Source organism: Sorangium sp. So ce726 (genome assembly GCF_051521405.1).
Classification (GTDB): Bacteria; Myxococcota_A; Polyangia; order Polyangiales; family Polyangiaceae; genus Sorangium.
In genome coordinates this window covers 12,819,400-12,834,406 of record NZ_CP150349.1, presented here as the reverse complement: position 1 = coordinate 12,834,406, position 15,007 = coordinate 12,819,400, and the positions used below count along the sequence as shown (strand labels likewise).

Sequence of the window (15,007 nt, the reverse complement as noted above, 5' to 3'; positions counted from 1 at the left end):
CTCTGCCCCCGCGGCCTGCGCGGTCGCGGCCAGGCACGGCGCAGCGCCCGCCCCTGCCCGGCGCTATGTCCCGCGGCCCTCAGCACGTCCCCGGGTCGCTCCGGGCGCGCGCGATCGTGTGCATCAGCTCGCGCACCTCGAACGGTTTGTTGAGGCAGGCGTACCCGCCCTGGCTCGTGAACGCGTGGATCATCTCCGGCGTCGCGTGGCCGGTCATCGCGATCACCGTGATCCGGCGGCTCAGCTGCCGGATCTGCTCGTGGGTCCTCACGCCGTCCAGGGAGGGCATCCGGAGGTCGAGCACGCAGACGTCCACCGCCGCGTCCCGCGCGCGCTGGATGGCCGTGTGCCCGTCGTACGCGGCCTCCGCGCGAAGCCCGGCCGCCTTGAGCCCCGCCACGATCGACTCCGCGACCGCGGGGAGGTCGTCCACCACGAGCACGCCGCGCGACGAGAGGGCCCGCGTGATGATCCGCAGGAGGTGCTCCATCGAGAAGGGCTTGTAGATGACCGCATAGACCCCCTCGCCGATGCCCTGCTCGATGAGCTGCTCGCGCGCGAAGCCGGTCATCAGCACCACCGTGAGCTCCGGCTGGAGCCGCTTGATCTCGCGGAACGTCGCGACGCCGTCGAGGCCGGGCATCCTCACGTCGCTCAGCACAAGCGCGAAGCGCCGTCGCTTCACGAGCTCGAGGGCGTGCGCCCCGTCCCGCGCCTCGACGACCTCGTACCCCTCGAGCTCGAGGTTCGCGGCGAGCGTGGCGCGCATCCCCTCCTCGTCGTCCACCACGAGCACCGGTCCGGTCCCTTGCATCGACGGCCGTCTCCCTCCGCTGTCACGCGGGCTGCACGGAGGAGTGTACCTCCGGTGCCGCGGCGCGCGGTAACCGGATGGTGAACGTCGTCCCCGCGCCGGGCGCGCTCTCCACCGCGATCGTGCCGCCGTGCAGACGGACGATCCCGGCCGTGATGGCGAGCCCGAGGCCCGTCCCCTTCAGCTTCGTGCTGAAGAGCGGCTCGAAGATCTTCGCGAGGTGCTCCTCCTCGATCCCCTCGCCGTTGTCGGCGACCACGAGGCTCACGGCCTCGTCACATACACGTCCAACCACACGCACCCACCCTTCGCGTTCGACGGGGATCGCCTCGGCCGCGTTCTGGATCAGGTTCACGAGCACCTGCCGGAACTGGTCCTTGTCGAGGCTCGGCACCGGCAGCGCCGCCGGCACGAGGTTCTCCAGGCGCACGTGCGCGGGCGGCGCGACGACCGACATGGCGTCGTCCACCAGGGGCGCGAGCGGGCAGGCGGTGCGGCGGAGCCTGCGCTCACGCGCGAAGTCCAGGAGATCGCCGATGATCCGGTTGCACGAGAGGAGCTCCTTCTCCATCAGGCCGAGGAACTGAGCGACGCGCGGCTCCGCGCCGACCTCGGTCCCGGCGAGGCGCTTCTTGAGGTAGTGCGTCGCGTTCCGGATGGCGCCGAGCGGGTTGCGGAGCTCGTGCCCGACGCTCGCCGCGAGCTGCCCTATCGCCGCGAGCCGCTCGACGCGCACGCTCGACGCCTGGGCCTCGCGCAGGCTGTCGGCCATGTGGCGGAGCGCCGTGCCCATGCGCCCGAACTCGTGCTTTCCCAGGTCGGGCACGCGGTGTTCGAGGTCGCCTCCGGCGATGCGCCGCGAGCACTCCGCGAGCGCGCCGAACCCGCGCGCCATCGAGCGCAGGAGGCCGCCGAGGAGGACGACGAGGGTCACGAGCGCCGCCATCATCAGGGCGATGCTCGCGATCCTGATCCTGGCGCCTGCGCGGCCCGCGTCCTCCGCGTTCCGCGCGACGTCGCGCCGCGCGTCGGCGATGGCCGCGTCGATCTGCGGCACGAACCCCTCCTCGTACTCGGCCTCTGGGCGCTCCACGAACCTCCGGTGGGCCGCCAGATCCCCGGCGCTCGCCATGTGGGACACCTGGTCGACGCTCCCGGCGATCGCCGCGAAGCTCGCGCGCATCCGGCGCAGGCGCTCGTCGCGTACCTGCGCCTCGCGCGGCGCCTCGGGGGCGCGCTCGCCCTCGATCTGCGCCCGTTCGAGCGGCTCCCACGCCCGCTCGAGCGGCTCCTGCGCCCGTTCGAGCGCCTCCGCCGCGGCCAGGTCCCGCGCGACGAGCCCGGCCAGGTAGTGGAGCTCCTCGGTGTCGCCGCCGCCGAGGGAGATCTCCGCGGCTTCCCGCATGTAGCGGCCGGCGTGGTTGGCGAGCGTGACGTGGCGGGTGAGGTCCTCGTACGACAGCTCGGCGCGCCGCTGGAGCCGCGTCATGCTGGCGGACGTGACGTAGAGCGCGCCGGTCGCGAGCAGCACGACGGCCGCGGCCACGGCGAAGATCAGCGAGAGGGCGGCCCGGATGCTCATCGCGGCGCCTTGGCCGCGCGCGCCGTCACAGCCGCTCCTCGGCGCCCGCGCCGGGCGGCTCGGGCGCTGCAGCGAGGGGCAGCTCGATGCAGGCCCGCATGCCGGAGGGCGCGCCGTGGCCGAGGGTGAGCGTCCCGAAATAGCGGCGCGCCACGCGCCCGGCGATGTTGAGCCCGAGGCCGAGGCGGCCCGGCTTGGTGGTGTAAAACGGGCGCGTGATCGCCTCCCGCTCCGCCTCGGGCACGCCCGTCCCTGTGTCGCCGACCTCGATGCGGTAGCGCGCGCCGAGCACGCTCCCGCGCAGCGTGACCACCCCGCCCCCGGGCATCGACTCCGCCGCGTTCTCGACAAGGCACCGGATCGCCAGGGCGAGCTCGGCCGGATCGAGCTCGACAACGCCCTCCGCCGCGTCGACGTCGACGCGGATCCCCGGCTCGGCGATGCGCGCGCAGGCCGCCGCCATGAGGACGCACTCGCGGGCGCTCGCGCTCACCGGCCGCCGCCTGAGGCTCGCGTTCGCGTCGATGACGCCGTCGACGAGCGCGCTCGCCGCGATCGCCTCCTCGTCGATGACATCGAGGAACTGCCCCACCCGCGGGTCGTCCCGAAAGACCTGCTCCCGGGCGACCTTGCGCCGGATGAAGAACGCCGCATTGCGGATCGTCCCGAAGCAATTGCGCAGATCGTGGCGCAGCGTCGCCACGATCTCCTCGGCCGTCGCGGTCTGCTCCACCGCGCCGAGCGGATCTCGGCTCGTCATCGTGGGGGATCGCCTCCTCGGGTGCCGCGCTCGCCGCTGCGGGCGATCACTTGAGGGTCCGGGCCGGGAGCCCAGCGTCTCCGACCCGCACCGCGTCCAGGTAGCTCGACGCCGCGCGGGAAGACGGGGGCGGGTACGAGCTCACCCGCTCGCGCTGCGTGGACGCCGGCGTGTCCTGGGCCTCCCGCGGCCTGAGCGACGGCGCGGCCCTCCTCGTCTTCGAGACGGGCGCGGCGGCCTCGCGCGCCGAGGAGGCGCCAGCGTCCGCGGACCGCCGCGCGTGGGCGAGGCGCGCGAGCTCCAGGACGATCCGGGTGACCCGGGCGGGCTCGAACGGCTTGAGGATGACGTAGTGGCGGCCCGCCTCGCCGGAGCGGATGTACTCCTCGTCGCCGGTGATCAGCAGGCAGCTCGTGTAGAACGGCAGGCCGGCGACCCGCTTGAGGAGCTCGTCTCCGTTCATCCCGGGCATCTTGTAGTCGGAGCAGACCACGTGGAACTGGCCTGTCTGCAGCAGCTCGAGCGCCCGGTGGGCGGACGTGCAGGTCTCGACGTCAACGTCGTCGTCGAGGATGGCCGCGATGCTGTCCAGCATCCTCCGCTCGTCGTCGACGACGAGCACGCGCAGCCGCTCCTGGGCATACAGGCTCACGATTCTCCTCTTGTGTGCTCGTGCAGTGATCTGGACGCAGCCCGGGCGAGCGGCGGCAGGACGCCTCGCGTCATGTCGCGCGCGCTCGGCCCGCGCGCTCCAGGCTGTGCGGTGGTGCCGCATCGACACCCATGCTCTCGTGTCGATGCGTTCCAGCCCGGAGCAGCGGCGTAGCAGATTAGGAATCTACACTACTCACCCTACCCCGGCAAAGAGATTCCTGAGCGATTCCTGAGCGGTTTGCGATGCGCGCCGTCACGGGGCGTCATCCTGCTTCCTCGCGCTTCCTCGCGCTTCCTCGTGCTTCCAAGTCACTTTCTTGAAACATTCGATTCACACGAAAGATAAGCGCGTCGGCAGTCCGCCGCACACGGCGCGCATGGATTGCACATCTGCAAGGAGCGGCGAGCTCTCGACGCGAAAAGGAGCCATGAGCTGCGACTCTGCACGAGAGGTATCCATTGCAGGGTTGCAATCAGCGCAGGTGCGCTCTCGGCGCTGCTCGCCGGCGGGCAGGCGCCCGGCGCGCGGCCTTCCCGGAGGAGCCGGGCCGCCTCCCGCCTCCTCCTTTGGGACCGGCGACGACGGACGCGCGCCGCGCGTCGTTGAGGACGGCTGCGCCGCTCGGGTCTCGCGCGGCGGCGCCTGACGACCGTGGAGTGACCGCCGCGATCCCGTCTGGTAAGATGTGGGTCTCCATGCCACCCGCCATCGACAAGCGCGCGTTGCTCGCGGCCCTGAGGGACCAGCTCGCCCGTGAGCTCGAGCGCTCCACCGAGCGGGCGCGCGACGCCGCCAGCGCCGTGACGCACGAGGAGAACCGCGCCGAGGGCGACAAGGACATGCGCGCCACCGAGGCGTCTTACGTGGCGCGAGGTCACAGCGAGCGCGTGCTCCAGATCGAGCAGGCGCTCGCCAGGCTGGGCGCCGTCACGGTGCGCGACTTCGGCCCTGGCGCGGGCATCGAGAGCTCGGCGCTCGTGGAGCTGGAGAGCGGAAAGCGGCGCGCGCTCTACTTCCTCCTGCCGGCCGCGGGCGGCGAGCGCATCCAGTTCGAGGGGGTCGAGCTGCAGACCCTCGCCACGACGAGCCCCCTCGGCGCGTCCCTGCTGGGCCTGTCGGAGGGCGATGAGGCCGAGGTCGCCACACCGCAGGGGACGCGCACCCACCTGATCGCCAGCGTGCGGTAAGGCCGGGCCCGATCCAGCCCGCGTTGGCCTCTCCCGGCTGCCTGCGGAGCGAGCTCGAGAGCCCGCCTCAGAAAAAGTAGCTCGCCCTCGTAGGGCTCCCCTCCCCGCCGGCGTCACAGGGATGAACGACCCGCTCGGCACGACGCGGGCGACCCAGGAGAAGAGTCCATGACGCAGTCTCGTTGGTGGAGGCTTGGTGCGATATTGCCGCTCGTCGGCGCGCTCGTCGGCGCGGCCGGTTGCACGGCGGAGACGGGGCAGGGCGACACGTCCCCGAGCGACGAGGCCGCCGAGGCGGCGCTCGCCCAGGGCCCGTCGAGGGCGGGCGGTCCCCGGGAGGGCTTCGGCGGCCATCGCGGCGGCCCGCGCGGCCCCGAGCACCTCCTGCGCGCGGCGCTCCACGAGCTCGACCTCTCGGACGCGCAGGAAGCGACGATCGAGGGCGCCCTCGAGGGGCTGCGCGACGGCGCGAAGGAGCGCCCGAAGGACGGGGCCGTCTTTGCGGCGCTCGCCGAGGGCGTGCGCGCGGGCAAGATCGATCGGGCGGCGATCGAGGCGAAGCTCCCCGACGCCGGCCGCGCGGCCGAGGAGCGCCGCGCGCGCGTCGCCGGGGCGCTGAGCACCCTGCACGCCACGCTCACGAAGGAGCAGCGCCGGCAGCTCGTCGACGTGATCGCCGCGAAGCTGGACGAGCGAGAAGAGCGCGGCCCGCGCGGCGGCGAGCGCCACGGCGGCCCGCGCGGCGAGCGCGGCGGCATGGGCGGCCCCGGCATGCGCGGCGGCCCCCTGGGCCATCTCCTCGCCGGCCTCGACCTGCGCGACGAGCAGCGCGCGCAGATCGACAAGGCCCTCGAGGGCGCGCGCCCGAGCGACGCCGACCGGGTCGGTCGGAAGGAAGATCACGCGGCGAGGCGCGCCGAGATGCGCGCGCGGCTCGAGACGTTCGCCGCGGATCGCTTCGACGCGAACGCGTTCCTGCCGCAGCCGCCGGCGGGCGAGAAGATGGGCCCGCGGGCGCACCTGGACCGCATGGTCGGCGCGCTGGCCGCGATCGTCCCGATCCTCGACGAGGCGCAGCGCAAGGCGCTCGCCGAACGCATCGAGAAGGGGCCGGCTGCGGGCAGGCCCGAGCGCGGCGAGCGCGGCCCCGGGCCTGGCGGGCACGGCCCCGAGCACGGCCCCAGGCCCGGCATGCGCGGCCCCGGGCCTGGCGGGCCCGGCTTCGAGCGCGGCTTCGGGCCCGCCGGGCGTGGCCCCGAGCGCCGCTGAGCGCCCATCCCGGTAGCGCGCGCGGTGCCATGGGCGCAGAATCGCGGGGGAACGTGATCGTCGACCTCAGGCTCGTCGCAGCGCGCGTCGCAAGGGGCGATGATGCGGCCTTCCGGCAGATCGTCGAGCACACGCGCGCGCCGATGTACCGCCTCGCCGCGCGCCTGGTCGGCGACCTCGCGGAGGCCGAGGACGCCCTGCAGGAGGCGTTCGTCGACGCTTACCGCGCCCTGCGCGAGGGGCGCTACGACGGGAGATCGAAGGTGGAGACCTGGCTGTACCGCATCGTGACGAACGCCTGCCTCGACGCCCTCCGGCGCCGCCGCGACACCCCGCGCGAGGCGTCGACCGAGCCGCGCTTCGACGGCCTCGTCTCCGCCGAGGCGCGCATCGCGCTGCGCGAGCTCGACGCCCTGCTGGCCGCGCTCCCGCCCCAGGACCGCGCCGCGCTCGTCCTCGTCGCCGTCGAGGGCCTGCCCGCGAAGGAGGCCGCGGCAGCGCTCGGCTGCTCCGAGGGCGCCGTCGAGCAACGCCTGGTGCGCGCCCGCGCCGCGCTCCGCGCCCGGCAGATCGAGAAGGAGGCGCCGCATGTCTGACCGCGACGACGACCGGACCACACCCGATCGGGACCTCGCGCGCCTCGCGGCCGCGACCGATCGCATCGACGCCGACGACCGCTTCACGGCGGCCGTGCTGCGCGCTGCGGCGGCCAGCGCGGCCAGCGATCCGCTCGCGCGCCTCGCGGCCGCGACCGACGGCATCGAGCCGGACGCCGGCTTCACCGACGCCATGGTCCGCGCCGCGACGGCCGCTCCTCGCCTCCCCCTACCCGCGCGCCCCGCGATCGCCGACGGCATCGTCCGCTCAGGTCGCCCTGCCCTCGTCGTGACCGCCCTCGCGGCGGCCGCGAGCGTCCTCTTCTTCCTGCAGACGCAGCGCGACGTCGACAGCGCGATCATGGCCTCGGTGGAGGCCCTCGAGGCGAGCGAATGACCGAGCGCCCCGCGTCCCCGCCCGCCCTCGCCCGCTGGAAGCCGCTGGCCGTGCTCGCCGCGGTCTTCCTCTTCGGCGGCGTCGCCGGCGCGGCCATCGGCCGTGTCACGGCGTTGCGCGACCTCGAGGCCTCCTTCCGGGGTCCACCGGCCGAGGCGCGCGCCCAGTTCCGCCTCAAGGCGATGCGCCGCCACCTCGACCTCACCGACCGCCAGGTGCGCGAGCTCAGGGCGACCATCGCCGAGGCCGAGGCCGAGCGGGACCGGCTCCTCTCCGAGTGCCGCCCCGCGCTCGACGCCCTCCGCGATCGCACCGACGCGCGCGTGAAGGGCGTGCTCACGCCCGAGCAGCTCACCCGCTACGAGGAGCTCGAGGCCGAGCGGCGGCGGCACCCGGGCCCGCCGCCGTTCGGGCCGGGGCCTGGCCGCGGGCGCGGGCCGGGCGGTCGGGGCGACTGAGCGCCTGTCCGGGCAGCGCCGACGAGAGCGCGCTGCCCTGCTACGCAAACTCCTCTTCTTGCAGCGCGCAGTTGATCCCGAACGCCGCGGCGGCTCCCTCGGCGGCGGCCACGATGGCGAGCAGCACCTCCTTCGAGGCGTCCCCGGCGACGAAGACCCCTTCGCGGGTCGTCTCCTCGTGCTCGGCGACCGTCTCGACGCCCCGCTCCTCCGTGACCGTGCAGCGGAGCCGCTCGGCCAGATCGGACCTCTGCTCCTGCTTCGCCTTGAGGAAGAGCGAACGGCGCTCCACCGCGCTTCCGTCCTCGAGCACCACGCGCTCCAGCATTCCGCCCCTGCCCTCGAGCCGGGCGATCCGCTCCTCGCGCACGCCGATCCGGTGGCGCGCGAGCCGATCCGCGTCCGATCGCGACAGGGATGCTGGCCCGTCCGTGAACAGGACCACGTCATCGCTCCACGTCTTCATGTTCACGGCGAGCGACACCCCGGTGCTGCCCTGTCCGTAGACGCCGATCGCCTGATCGCGCGCCTCCCATCCATCGCAGTAGGGACAGTGGTGCACGCTCTTGCCGTACATCGCGGGGAGCCCCGGGAGCTCCGGCAGCCGGTCGACGAGCCCGGTGGCGAGCAGCAGCTTGCGGCAGCGCAGGCGCTCGCCGCCTTCCAGCGTCACCTCGAAGCGCTTCGCTCCGCGGCAGACGTCGGTGACTGCCGCCTCGCGGATCTCGACGCCGTAGGGCTCCAGCTGCTCGCGCGCTATCCGCCGGAGCTCGCACGGCGCGATCCCGTCGCGCGACAGGAAGCCGTGCATTTCGCGCGCCGCGTGGTTGCGGTACTGCCCCGAGTCGCACACGAGGACGCGCCTCCGGCAGCGCCCCAGGATGAGCGCCGCGCTGAGGCCGGCCGGCCCTCCGCCGACGATGATCGCGTCGTATCCCGGGATGTCCTCTTCGCGTGTCGACATGGTCGCTGCCCGCTTCGCAAGGGGCGCGCCGCGCCACCGGCGCGCACGGCGTGTCCGTGCCCTGCTCGGGGTGGGCTCGCGAGCGTTCCCTGGAACCGCTATGGTCACCGCATGCGCTCCTGCATGAGCCTGCCTGCTGTGCTGCTCCTGGCCGTGACGCTGACGAGCGCCTGCGCCAGAGGGGACCGTTCCGAGTCGGCCCCGCCCGCGCAGATCGCGGCGCTGGACCAGCGAGCGCAGGGGCCCTCGCCCGCCTCGACGCCGCTCGCCGGGCGGGCGATGCGGATCACCGTCGAGACCGCGATCCTGGTCGACGCCTTCGAGCCGGCGATGCAGCGGCTGCGGACCGCGGTCGACGAGCACGGCGGCTACGTGAGCGAGGCCCGGGTGCACGGCGGCCCGCACCGGAGCGCGTCGCTCGAGGCGCGGGTCCCCTCGGCGAAGGTCGGCGCATTCCGCGCCGCGGTGGCGTCGGTCGGCGAGGTGGTCGACGACGCGGAGAAGGCCGAGGACGTGACCGAGCAGCGCGCGGACATCGGCGCGCGGCTGCGGAACGCCCGCGCCCAGGAGAAGCGGCTGCTCGACCTGCTCTCCGACAGGACGGGGAGCCTCGCGGACGTCGTCGCCGTCGAGAAGCAGCTCGGGAGCGTGCGTGAGACGATCGAGCAGATCGAGGCGCAGGAGCGATTGCTGGAGGGGCAGATCGCCTATGCGACCGTGAAGATGTCGATCACGGCGCGCGGCGCGGAGCAGACCCTGGGCGCCGGCGGCAAGATCGCCCGGGCGGCCAGCGAGGGAATCGAGAACGCGGGGGTCGTCGCCGTGAAAACCGCGGTCCTTGCCGTGTCGGTCGGCCCCACGTTGCTGCTCCTGGCGGCGTTCTTCGGGGCGTTCTTCGGGGCGCTCTACTACGCCCTTCGCGCGATCGTCCGGCGACAGCGGCGCACGGCAGCCAGCTTCCGTCCGCCCTTCCAGGCGGGCCCGATGCACGCTTACCCGAGCGGCGCGCCGCCCGTGCAGGGTGCGCAGCCTTACTCGATCGCCGCACCGCCGGCGCAGGGCGCGCAGCCTTCCCCGGAACCGACCTCGCCGCCTCCGGCGCAGGGCCCGCGCGGCGACGGCGAGATCGGCCCCGGGTGAGCCTGATTGCAGACCCGAGCAGCGCGATCACCGCCCGCTCGGCCTCTGCGCACGAGATCTCCTGACAACGCCGGCCGGAGCGCTCGGCGACGCGCTCGTCAGCGGTGTGCCCCGCGCCGTTGCCCCCGGCCCCGCGCACGCACCTATCGCCACACTGCACATTGCAACGACACACAGACCGCTCGCCGCCATTCTGTCGCGTCTTCATGCAATGTGAGATTTCGATCATCCACCGCTCCTTACTGGGTCTCAGACGGCGCGTGACGAACGCGACACGCGGCCTTGCGCTCCCCCGGCACGCCGTGGACAGAGCACCCCTGACTCCAACGACTTGAGAATTCTACACAAATCGCCAGTTGAGCACTGGACATGATGGCCAGTCATCGGTACACCCATTCCGCCCTTCGACGCGGCCACGAAGGGACGAACCCGGGGGGGGACGACGATGTACCGGATCGGCATCGCTGCTCTCGCAGCGCTCTCGCTCGCGTCTTTGGTGGGCTGCGTCGCAGCTCAGGAAGAGGAGGAGAGCGTCGTAGGAGTTGCCCCTAGCGCGCTCGAGTTCGTCAACGCGCTCAACCCCAATGCTCTCAACCCCAACGCGCTCAACCCCAACGCGCTCAACCCCAATGCCCTCAACCCCAACGCGCTCAACCCCAATGCCCTGAGCCCGGCGGCCCTGAGCGCGATCCAGGCTCCGGACGCGGCGGGCGCTCTGTCGCGCCAACTCCTCCGCTATGTGGTCAGCTGTGCGCTCGATGCATCGCAGTCGTTCAGCTTCTCGTGGACCGACAGCGAGGGCACGGTCCATGACGAGGTGTACTGGGGGATCATCGGGCTCGCGACGCAATGGGAGACCTCGGCGCTCGGCCATCCGAAGCAGCAGTTCATCTCGGCGTGCCTCGCGTCGCGGACGAACTGGTACGGCGCCTCCGTGACGATCTCCTCGCGCGGTGATCACGGGGCCCTCGACAAGACCGACAAACCCGAGCTCTCGACCTATACGCGCCTGGAAGGCGCCTTCTGGGGCAATCTGTTCGCCCCCTCTCCTTACCTGAACGCCTGCTACCACGAGGCCAATCGCGACCGTGCGCGCTCGCAGTCCCGGGACTGCGCCGCCGGTCATCTCGGCGACAGCGGGGCCGTGCAGCCGTGCGGGATCATCAACATCGTCGGCTCGTGCGACAGCGCGTGCGAGCCGCTCAAGCAGCGCGGCATGTACTACCCGCGCTGCGCCAGCAACGTCAACGGCACCGTGGACTGGACCACCAAGGTGATCACCGTCTTCCTTCCCTAGCCGTCCGCGGGCAGCGCGTTGAAGGCCGCGTCCGTGAGCTCGTCCCGCCGATCAACACGGGTACGCGGCAGGCGGCAGCGGCGATGGCTCTCGTCCTCGCTGCAGTCAGCTGGTCGAAGCTGCGCGCGGCGCTCGCCGATCTGCCTACCTCGCAGAGCCGCATCGAGATCGACGCCAGCAATCCGCGTGTTCCTCACGCCGTGGACAGAGCACCGCGAATTCTCGAACTACGAATTTTACACAAATCAACCATTGAGTACTGGACATGATGCCTATTCATCGGTACACCCGATGTGACCTTCGAAGAGGGCACGAAGGGACGAACCCGGGGGGGACGACGATGTACCGGATCAGCATCGCTGGTTTCGCGGCGCTTTTGCTCGCGTCTTTGGTTGGCTGCGTCGCAGTTCAGGAAGAGGAGGAGGAGGACTCCTTAGGAGTCGCCCTTAGCGCGCTCGAGTTCGTCAACGCCCTCAACCCCAACGCCCTCAACCCCAACGCCCTCAACCCCAACGCCCTCAACCCCAACGCCCTCAACCCCAACGCCCTCAACCCCAACGCATTGAGCCCGGCGGCCCTGAGCGCGATCCGGGATCCAGGCGCCGCCGGCGATCTCTCGCGCCAGCTCCTCAGCTATGTGGTCGGCTGTGCGTTCCTCCCGTCGCAGTCGTTCACTTTCTCGTGGACCGATGGCTCGGGCACGGTGCACAACGAGGAGTACAGGGGAATCATCGGCCTCGTGCCGGACTGGAGCACCAAGGCGCTCGGCCATAACGACCAGCAGTGGATCTCGGCGTGCCTCGCGTCGCGGACGAACTGGTACGGCGCCTCCGTGACGATCTCCTCGCGGGGCAACTCCGCGGTCATCGACAAGACCGGAACCGTCGAGCTCACGACCTACACGCATCTGGAAGGCGCCTTCTGGGGCAATCTGTTTGCCTCTTCTCCTTACCTGAACGCCTGCTACGACGATGCCAATCGCAGCTATTCACGGTCGCTCATGCGGGAGTGCGCCGCCGGTCACCTCGACAGCGGTGGGGCTGTCCAGCAATGCGGATTGCTCAGCATCCGCGGGTCGTGCAGCGCCTACTGCCAGCAGCTCAACACGAACGGCATGTACTACCCGAGCTGCGTCAACAACCTCACCGGCAGCCCAGAGTCGACCACCCGTGTGATCACCGTCTTCCTTCCCTAGCGAGGGAGACGGCGAGCCCTAACCGCGGGACCTGCCCCTGGTTGACAGGATATTCTCCGGGAACAGGAGCCACACGAAGCGGCGTCCGTCCGGATCGAAGGTGTCTTTCGCCGCGTCGATAGCACCTCCGAGATGCTCCGATGTACGAGGCGGCGAGCACGAAGGGCAGGTCCCGGTCGGTGGTGTGCGGGGCTGCGATGAGGGCGAGTCGGTCGTGCGTGGGAGTACCGCTGTCGACGCGCCAGTCCAAGGCGAGCCAGCCCCGGCCAATACAGGCTTCACGGGGCCGGCCTGATGGTGCACCATTTCAACGCAGAAGAACTTCTGGACCGCCGCGGGCGGAGAGCGGCGGGCAGGGCTCAGGGGGGCTGAGCGCGCTCTCCTCGGCGGCGAGCGGCCGCGCGTGAGGTTGCAGATCAGGCAGGGCTCAGGGGGAACGATGGAGATTGATCGGCAGAGCGACGAGCGAATCAAGACAGAGAACGCGCGGCTCCGGGCTCGCGTGGAGGAGCTGGAGCGAAGGCTCAGCTCAGGCGCGACGCCGCGCGACGCGCAGCGCGAGCTCGCGGACAGCGTGCCTTACCGCGCGCTCTTTGATGCGGTGACCGTACCGCTGGTGGTGCATCGCGCGGACGGGCTCCTCGTCGCGATCAACCGGGCCGACTGCGCGCGATGGCGCATCAGCCCCGAGCAGATCATCGGCAAGTACAACGCGCTGGAGGATCCGCAGGCGGTGAAGACGGGCCACGCCGAGGCCTTCCGCCGAGCGCTTGCCGGGGAGGTGGTCACGCTGCCCCCGGTCCCCTACGACACCGAGCCGGGCGAGCTTTACAAGGAGAGGCGCCGGGTCTGGACCGAGCCGAGCTACGTTGCGTTCGAGGACGCGAGCGGGAACCGCTTCGTGGCGGTGGTGAGCATCGACGTCACCGCGCGCGTGGAGTCCGAGGCGCAGAGGCGCCGGGGCGCCGCGCTGCTGGAGGCCTTCATTCAGAACGCGCCGATGCTCATGTTCGCGCGGGACAGCGAGGGCCGCCACACGCTGCTGAACCCGCCGGTCGAAGCGCTCCTCGGCAAGCCCCGCGAGGAGCTGATGGGGAAGACCCAGCACGACCTGTTCCCCGCGGCGATCGCCGACCGGTTCGCGACGCAGGACCGGGCAGCGATGGCGTCGTCCGAGCCCATCACCTCCGAGGACGAGATGGACCTGGCCGACGGGACGCACGTGTACATGAGCACCAGGTTCGCGCTCCGCGATGAGGAGGGCAGGGTCTCTGGATGCGGGGCGATCGCGGTGGATATCACCGAGCGGGCGCGAGCCGAGGCGAGGACCCGGCAGCTGCAAGAGAAGATGCTGCTCGTGCAGCAGGAGACGATACGGGCCATCTCCACGCCGCTGTTGCCCATTGCGGACGGCGTGCTGGTGGCGCCGCTGGTCGGCGAGCTGACCCGCGAGCGGGGCGCGCAGTTCACCGAGACGCTGCTGGACGGCATCTCCCGCCAGCACGCCCGGATCACCATCCTCGACGTGACGGGGGTGCCGCAGGCGGGGCCGGAGGTGGCGGACGCGCTGATCCAGGCCGCGCGGAGCGCACGGCTGCTCGGGGCCGAGGTGGTGCTCACCGGGATCCGGCCGAGCGTGGCGCAGGCGCTCGTGGAGCTGGGGGCCGATCTGGGAGGGATCGTGACGCGGGGGACGCTGGAGCGCGGGGTGACCTATGCGCTCTCCAACCGCGAAGGTGCGCGGGCGTCGGCGCGAGCCCGGAACGGGCGCGGCGGCATTCAACCGTAGGCGGATCGTCCAGCTGGTTCGACAGCCGAGGATGCGCCCGGCGCTATCTCGCCGGGCCGCCGTAAGCCGGCACCAGCGCCAGCACCCGGGCGGGCGCGCCGCTGCCGCGCGCGAGCGGCAGCGGCGCGACCACCACGACGGCCCCCGCCTCGGGCAGCTGCTCCAGATTGGCCAGGTTCTCGATGTGGTAGCCGCCAGCGCCAAGGAAGGCCCTGTGCTGTTCGAATGTCTCGCTGGCCCCCGGGTCGGTCGACAGCGTATCGATACCGATGCAGCGCACGCCGCGCTCGCGCAGGTAGCGGCTCGCCTCCACGGACACCCCGGGAAAATGCATGACGCCATGGGCGTCCTGGTTCAGGTACTTCGCCGGATCGGACCAGCGAGCCCCCCAGCCCGTCCGGATCAGCACGATATGCCTGGCGCCGAGCGCGCCGTGCCGCGCCTCCCAGCTCCGGAGATCATCCACAGTGACCCGGTGGTCCGGGCTCGCCGCCACAGCCGCCGTCACGTCCACGACCGCCGCCGCCCCGACGAGCTGCTCCGGCGCGATCTGCTCGACGGTCGGCGCCCCGGCCGTGAAGTGCGCCGGCGCGTCCACGTGCGTGCCCGCGTGCTCGGCCATCGAGAACCGATTGCAGCAATACGCGTCCTTCTCGATGGTGCTGAGCGTCTCCGACGCATAGGGCGTGTCGCCGGGAAACAGCGGCATCTCCGGGGTGATCGGGTGTGTCAGATCGACCACCCGCGCCGTGGCGAGGTCGATCACGCCAGCTCCGTGCGCCTCCTGCATGGCGCACAGCTCACCACAAGCCCGCTGCCCGCACAAGGCACGCCGACGGGCGCTCGCGCCGCATCGCGAGCGGCGCGCCCGCCCGGCGCGACGAGCAAGGCGGGCATCGCTGCG

At 71.9% G+C, this 15,007-nt stretch carries 16 protein-coding genes; 10 read left to right on the top strand and 6 right to left on the bottom strand.

Annotated features, from left to right (window positions below; all coding sequences use genetic code 11):
• Positions 1 to 79: 79 nt before the first annotated feature.
• From WME79_RS47780 to WME79_RS47765, 4 genes are read right to left on the bottom strand one after another with little or no spacing between them, the layout of a single operon-like run.
• A complete protein-coding gene (locus WME79_RS47780; protein ID WP_437529341.1) occupies positions 80 to 814 on the bottom strand; it encodes a response regulator in 735 nt (244 codons plus the stop codon).
• A gap of 22 nt (positions 815 to 836) precedes the next feature.
• Positions 837 to 2,396, bottom strand: coding sequence for a sensor histidine kinase (locus WME79_RS47775; RefSeq protein WP_437529339.1), 1,560 nt, complete (start codon positions 2,394 to 2,396; stop codon positions 837 to 839).
• Positions 2,397 to 2,421: 25 nt separating this feature from the next.
• Positions 2,422 to 3,156 (bottom strand): sensor histidine kinase, encoded by a 735-nt coding sequence (locus WME79_RS47770; protein WP_437529337.1) that lies wholly within the window; start codon positions 3,154 to 3,156, stop codon positions 2,422 to 2,424.
• Between the two features lie 46 nt (positions 3,157 to 3,202).
• Positions 3,203 to 3,808, bottom strand: coding sequence for a response regulator (locus tag WME79_RS47765; RefSeq protein ID WP_437529335.1), 606 nt, complete (start codon positions 3,806 to 3,808; stop codon positions 3,203 to 3,205).
• 698 nt (positions 3,809 to 4,506) lie between these two features.
• Between WME79_RS47765 and WME79_RS47760 the strand changes: the two genes are divergently transcribed.
• The 5 genes from WME79_RS47760 (at position 4,507) to WME79_RS47740 (ending at position 7,718) form a co-directional block, all read left to right on the top strand.
• The gene (locus WME79_RS47760; protein ID WP_437529332.1) at positions 4,507 to 4,998 is read left to right on the top strand and encodes a GreA/GreB family elongation factor; all 492 of its coding nucleotides are present in this window, start codon (positions 4,507 to 4,509) and stop codon (positions 4,996 to 4,998) included.
• Between the two features lie 168 nt (positions 4,999 to 5,166).
• Positions 5,167 to 6,267, top strand: coding sequence for a Spy/CpxP family protein refolding chaperone (locus WME79_RS47755; RefSeq protein WP_437529329.1), 1,101 nt, complete (start codon positions 5,167 to 5,169; stop codon positions 6,265 to 6,267).
• A gap of 29 nt (positions 6,268 to 6,296) precedes the next feature.
• Complete coding sequence (locus WME79_RS47750) at positions 6,297 to 6,863, top strand: RNA polymerase sigma factor (protein WP_437529327.1); 567 nt, start codon at positions 6,297 to 6,299, stop codon at positions 6,861 to 6,863.
• Positions 6,856 to 7,260 (top strand): hypothetical protein, encoded by a 405-nt coding sequence (locus WME79_RS47745; protein WP_437529324.1) that lies wholly within the window; start codon positions 6,856 to 6,858, stop codon positions 7,258 to 7,260. The genes WME79_RS47750 and WME79_RS47745 overlap by 8 nt, the downstream gene beginning before the upstream one ends.
• Positions 7,257 to 7,718: a hypothetical protein gene (locus WME79_RS47740; protein ID WP_437529321.1), complete on the top strand. Its 462-nt coding sequence runs from the start codon at positions 7,257 to 7,259 to the stop codon at positions 7,716 to 7,718. The genes WME79_RS47745 and WME79_RS47740 overlap by 4 nt, the downstream gene beginning before the upstream one ends.
• 40 nt (positions 7,719 to 7,758) lie before the next feature.
• On the opposite strand, the gene WME79_RS47735 is transcribed toward WME79_RS47740, so the two are convergent.
• Positions 7,759 to 8,682, bottom strand: a complete 924-nt coding sequence (locus WME79_RS47735) for an NAD(P)/FAD-dependent oxidoreductase (RefSeq protein WP_437529318.1) — start codon at positions 8,680 to 8,682, stop codon at positions 7,759 to 7,761.
• Positions 8,683 to 8,805: 123 nt separating this feature from the next.
• Here WME79_RS47735 and WME79_RS47730 point away from each other — a divergent pair, with 123 nt between their 5' ends.
• From WME79_RS47730 to WME79_RS47710, 5 genes are all read left to right on the top strand, one after another.
• Positions 8,806 to 9,822: a DUF4349 domain-containing protein gene (locus tag WME79_RS47730; protein WP_437529315.1), complete on the top strand. Its 1,017-nt coding sequence runs from the start codon at positions 8,806 to 8,808 to the stop codon at positions 9,820 to 9,822.
• A 496-nt stretch (positions 9,823 to 10,318) separates the two neighbouring features.
• Complete coding sequence (locus WME79_RS47725) at positions 10,319 to 11,119, top strand: hypothetical protein (RefSeq protein WP_437529313.1); 801 nt, start codon at positions 10,319 to 10,321, stop codon at positions 11,117 to 11,119.
• Positions 11,120 to 11,202: 83 nt separating this feature from the next.
• Complete coding sequence (locus WME79_RS47720) at positions 11,203 to 11,388, top strand: hypothetical protein (protein WP_437529310.1); 186 nt, start codon at positions 11,203 to 11,205, stop codon at positions 11,386 to 11,388.
• Between the two features lie 71 nt (positions 11,389 to 11,459).
• Complete coding sequence (locus WME79_RS47715) at positions 11,460 to 12,314, top strand: hypothetical protein (RefSeq protein ID WP_437529307.1); 855 nt, start codon at positions 11,460 to 11,462, stop codon at positions 12,312 to 12,314.
• Positions 12,315 to 12,753: 439 nt separating this feature from the next.
• The gene (locus WME79_RS47710) at positions 12,754 to 14,103 is read left to right on the top strand and encodes a PAS domain-containing protein (RefSeq protein ID WP_437529305.1); all 1,350 of its coding nucleotides are present in this window, start codon (positions 12,754 to 12,756) and stop codon (positions 14,101 to 14,103) included.
• Between the two features lie 43 nt (positions 14,104 to 14,146).
• On the opposite strand, the gene WME79_RS47705 is transcribed toward WME79_RS47710, so the two are convergent.
• Positions 14,147 to 14,893 carry a cyclase family protein gene (locus tag WME79_RS47705; RefSeq protein ID WP_437529303.1) on the bottom strand — a complete coding sequence of 249 codons (747 nt, stop codon included), beginning with the start codon at positions 14,891 to 14,893 and terminating at the stop codon, positions 14,147 to 14,149.
• Positions 14,894 to 15,007: the final 114 nt, after the last annotated feature.

Coding starts and splice junctions, on each gene's coding strand:
- WME79_RS47780 (WP_437529341.1), bottom strand. CDS start 814: ATGCAAGGGACCGGACCGGTGCTCGTGGTGGACGACGAGGAGGGGATG.
- WME79_RS47775 (WP_437529339.1), bottom strand. CDS start 2,396: ATGAGCATCCGGGCCGCCCTCTCGCTGATCTTCGCCGTGGCCGCGGCC.
- WME79_RS47770 (WP_437529337.1), bottom strand. CDS start 3,156: ATGACGAGCCGAGATCCGCTCGGCGCGGTGGAGCAGACCGCGACGGCC.
- WME79_RS47760 (WP_437529332.1), top strand. CDS start 4,507: ATGCCACCCGCCATCGACAAGCGCGCGTTGCTCGCGGCCCTGAGGGAC.
- WME79_RS47755 (WP_437529329.1), top strand. CDS start 5,167: ATGACGCAGTCTCGTTGGTGGAGGCTTGGTGCGATATTGCCGCTCGTC.
- WME79_RS47750 (WP_437529327.1), top strand. CDS start 6,297: ATGGGCGCAGAATCGCGGGGGAACGTGATCGTCGACCTCAGGCTCGTC.
- WME79_RS47745 (WP_437529324.1), top strand. CDS start 6,856: ATGTCTGACCGCGACGACGACCGGACCACACCCGATCGGGACCTCGCG.
- WME79_RS47740 (WP_437529321.1), top strand. CDS start 7,257: ATGACCGAGCGCCCCGCGTCCCCGCCCGCCCTCGCCCGCTGGAAGCCG.
- WME79_RS47735 (WP_437529318.1), bottom strand. CDS start 8,682: ATGTCGACACGCGAAGAGGACATCCCGGGATACGACGCGATCATCGTC.
- WME79_RS47730 (WP_437529315.1), top strand. CDS start 8,806: ATGAGCCTGCCTGCTGTGCTGCTCCTGGCCGTGACGCTGACGAGCGCC.
- WME79_RS47720 (WP_437529310.1), top strand. CDS start 11,203: ATGGCTCTCGTCCTCGCTGCAGTCAGCTGGTCGAAGCTGCGCGCGGCG.
- WME79_RS47715 (WP_437529307.1), top strand. CDS start 11,460: ATGTACCGGATCAGCATCGCTGGTTTCGCGGCGCTTTTGCTCGCGTCT.
- WME79_RS47710 (WP_437529305.1), top strand. CDS start 12,754: ATGGAGATTGATCGGCAGAGCGACGAGCGAATCAAGACAGAGAACGCG.
- WME79_RS47705 (WP_437529303.1), bottom strand. CDS start 14,893: ATGCAGGAGGCGCACGGAGCTGGCGTGATCGACCTCGCCACGGCGCGG.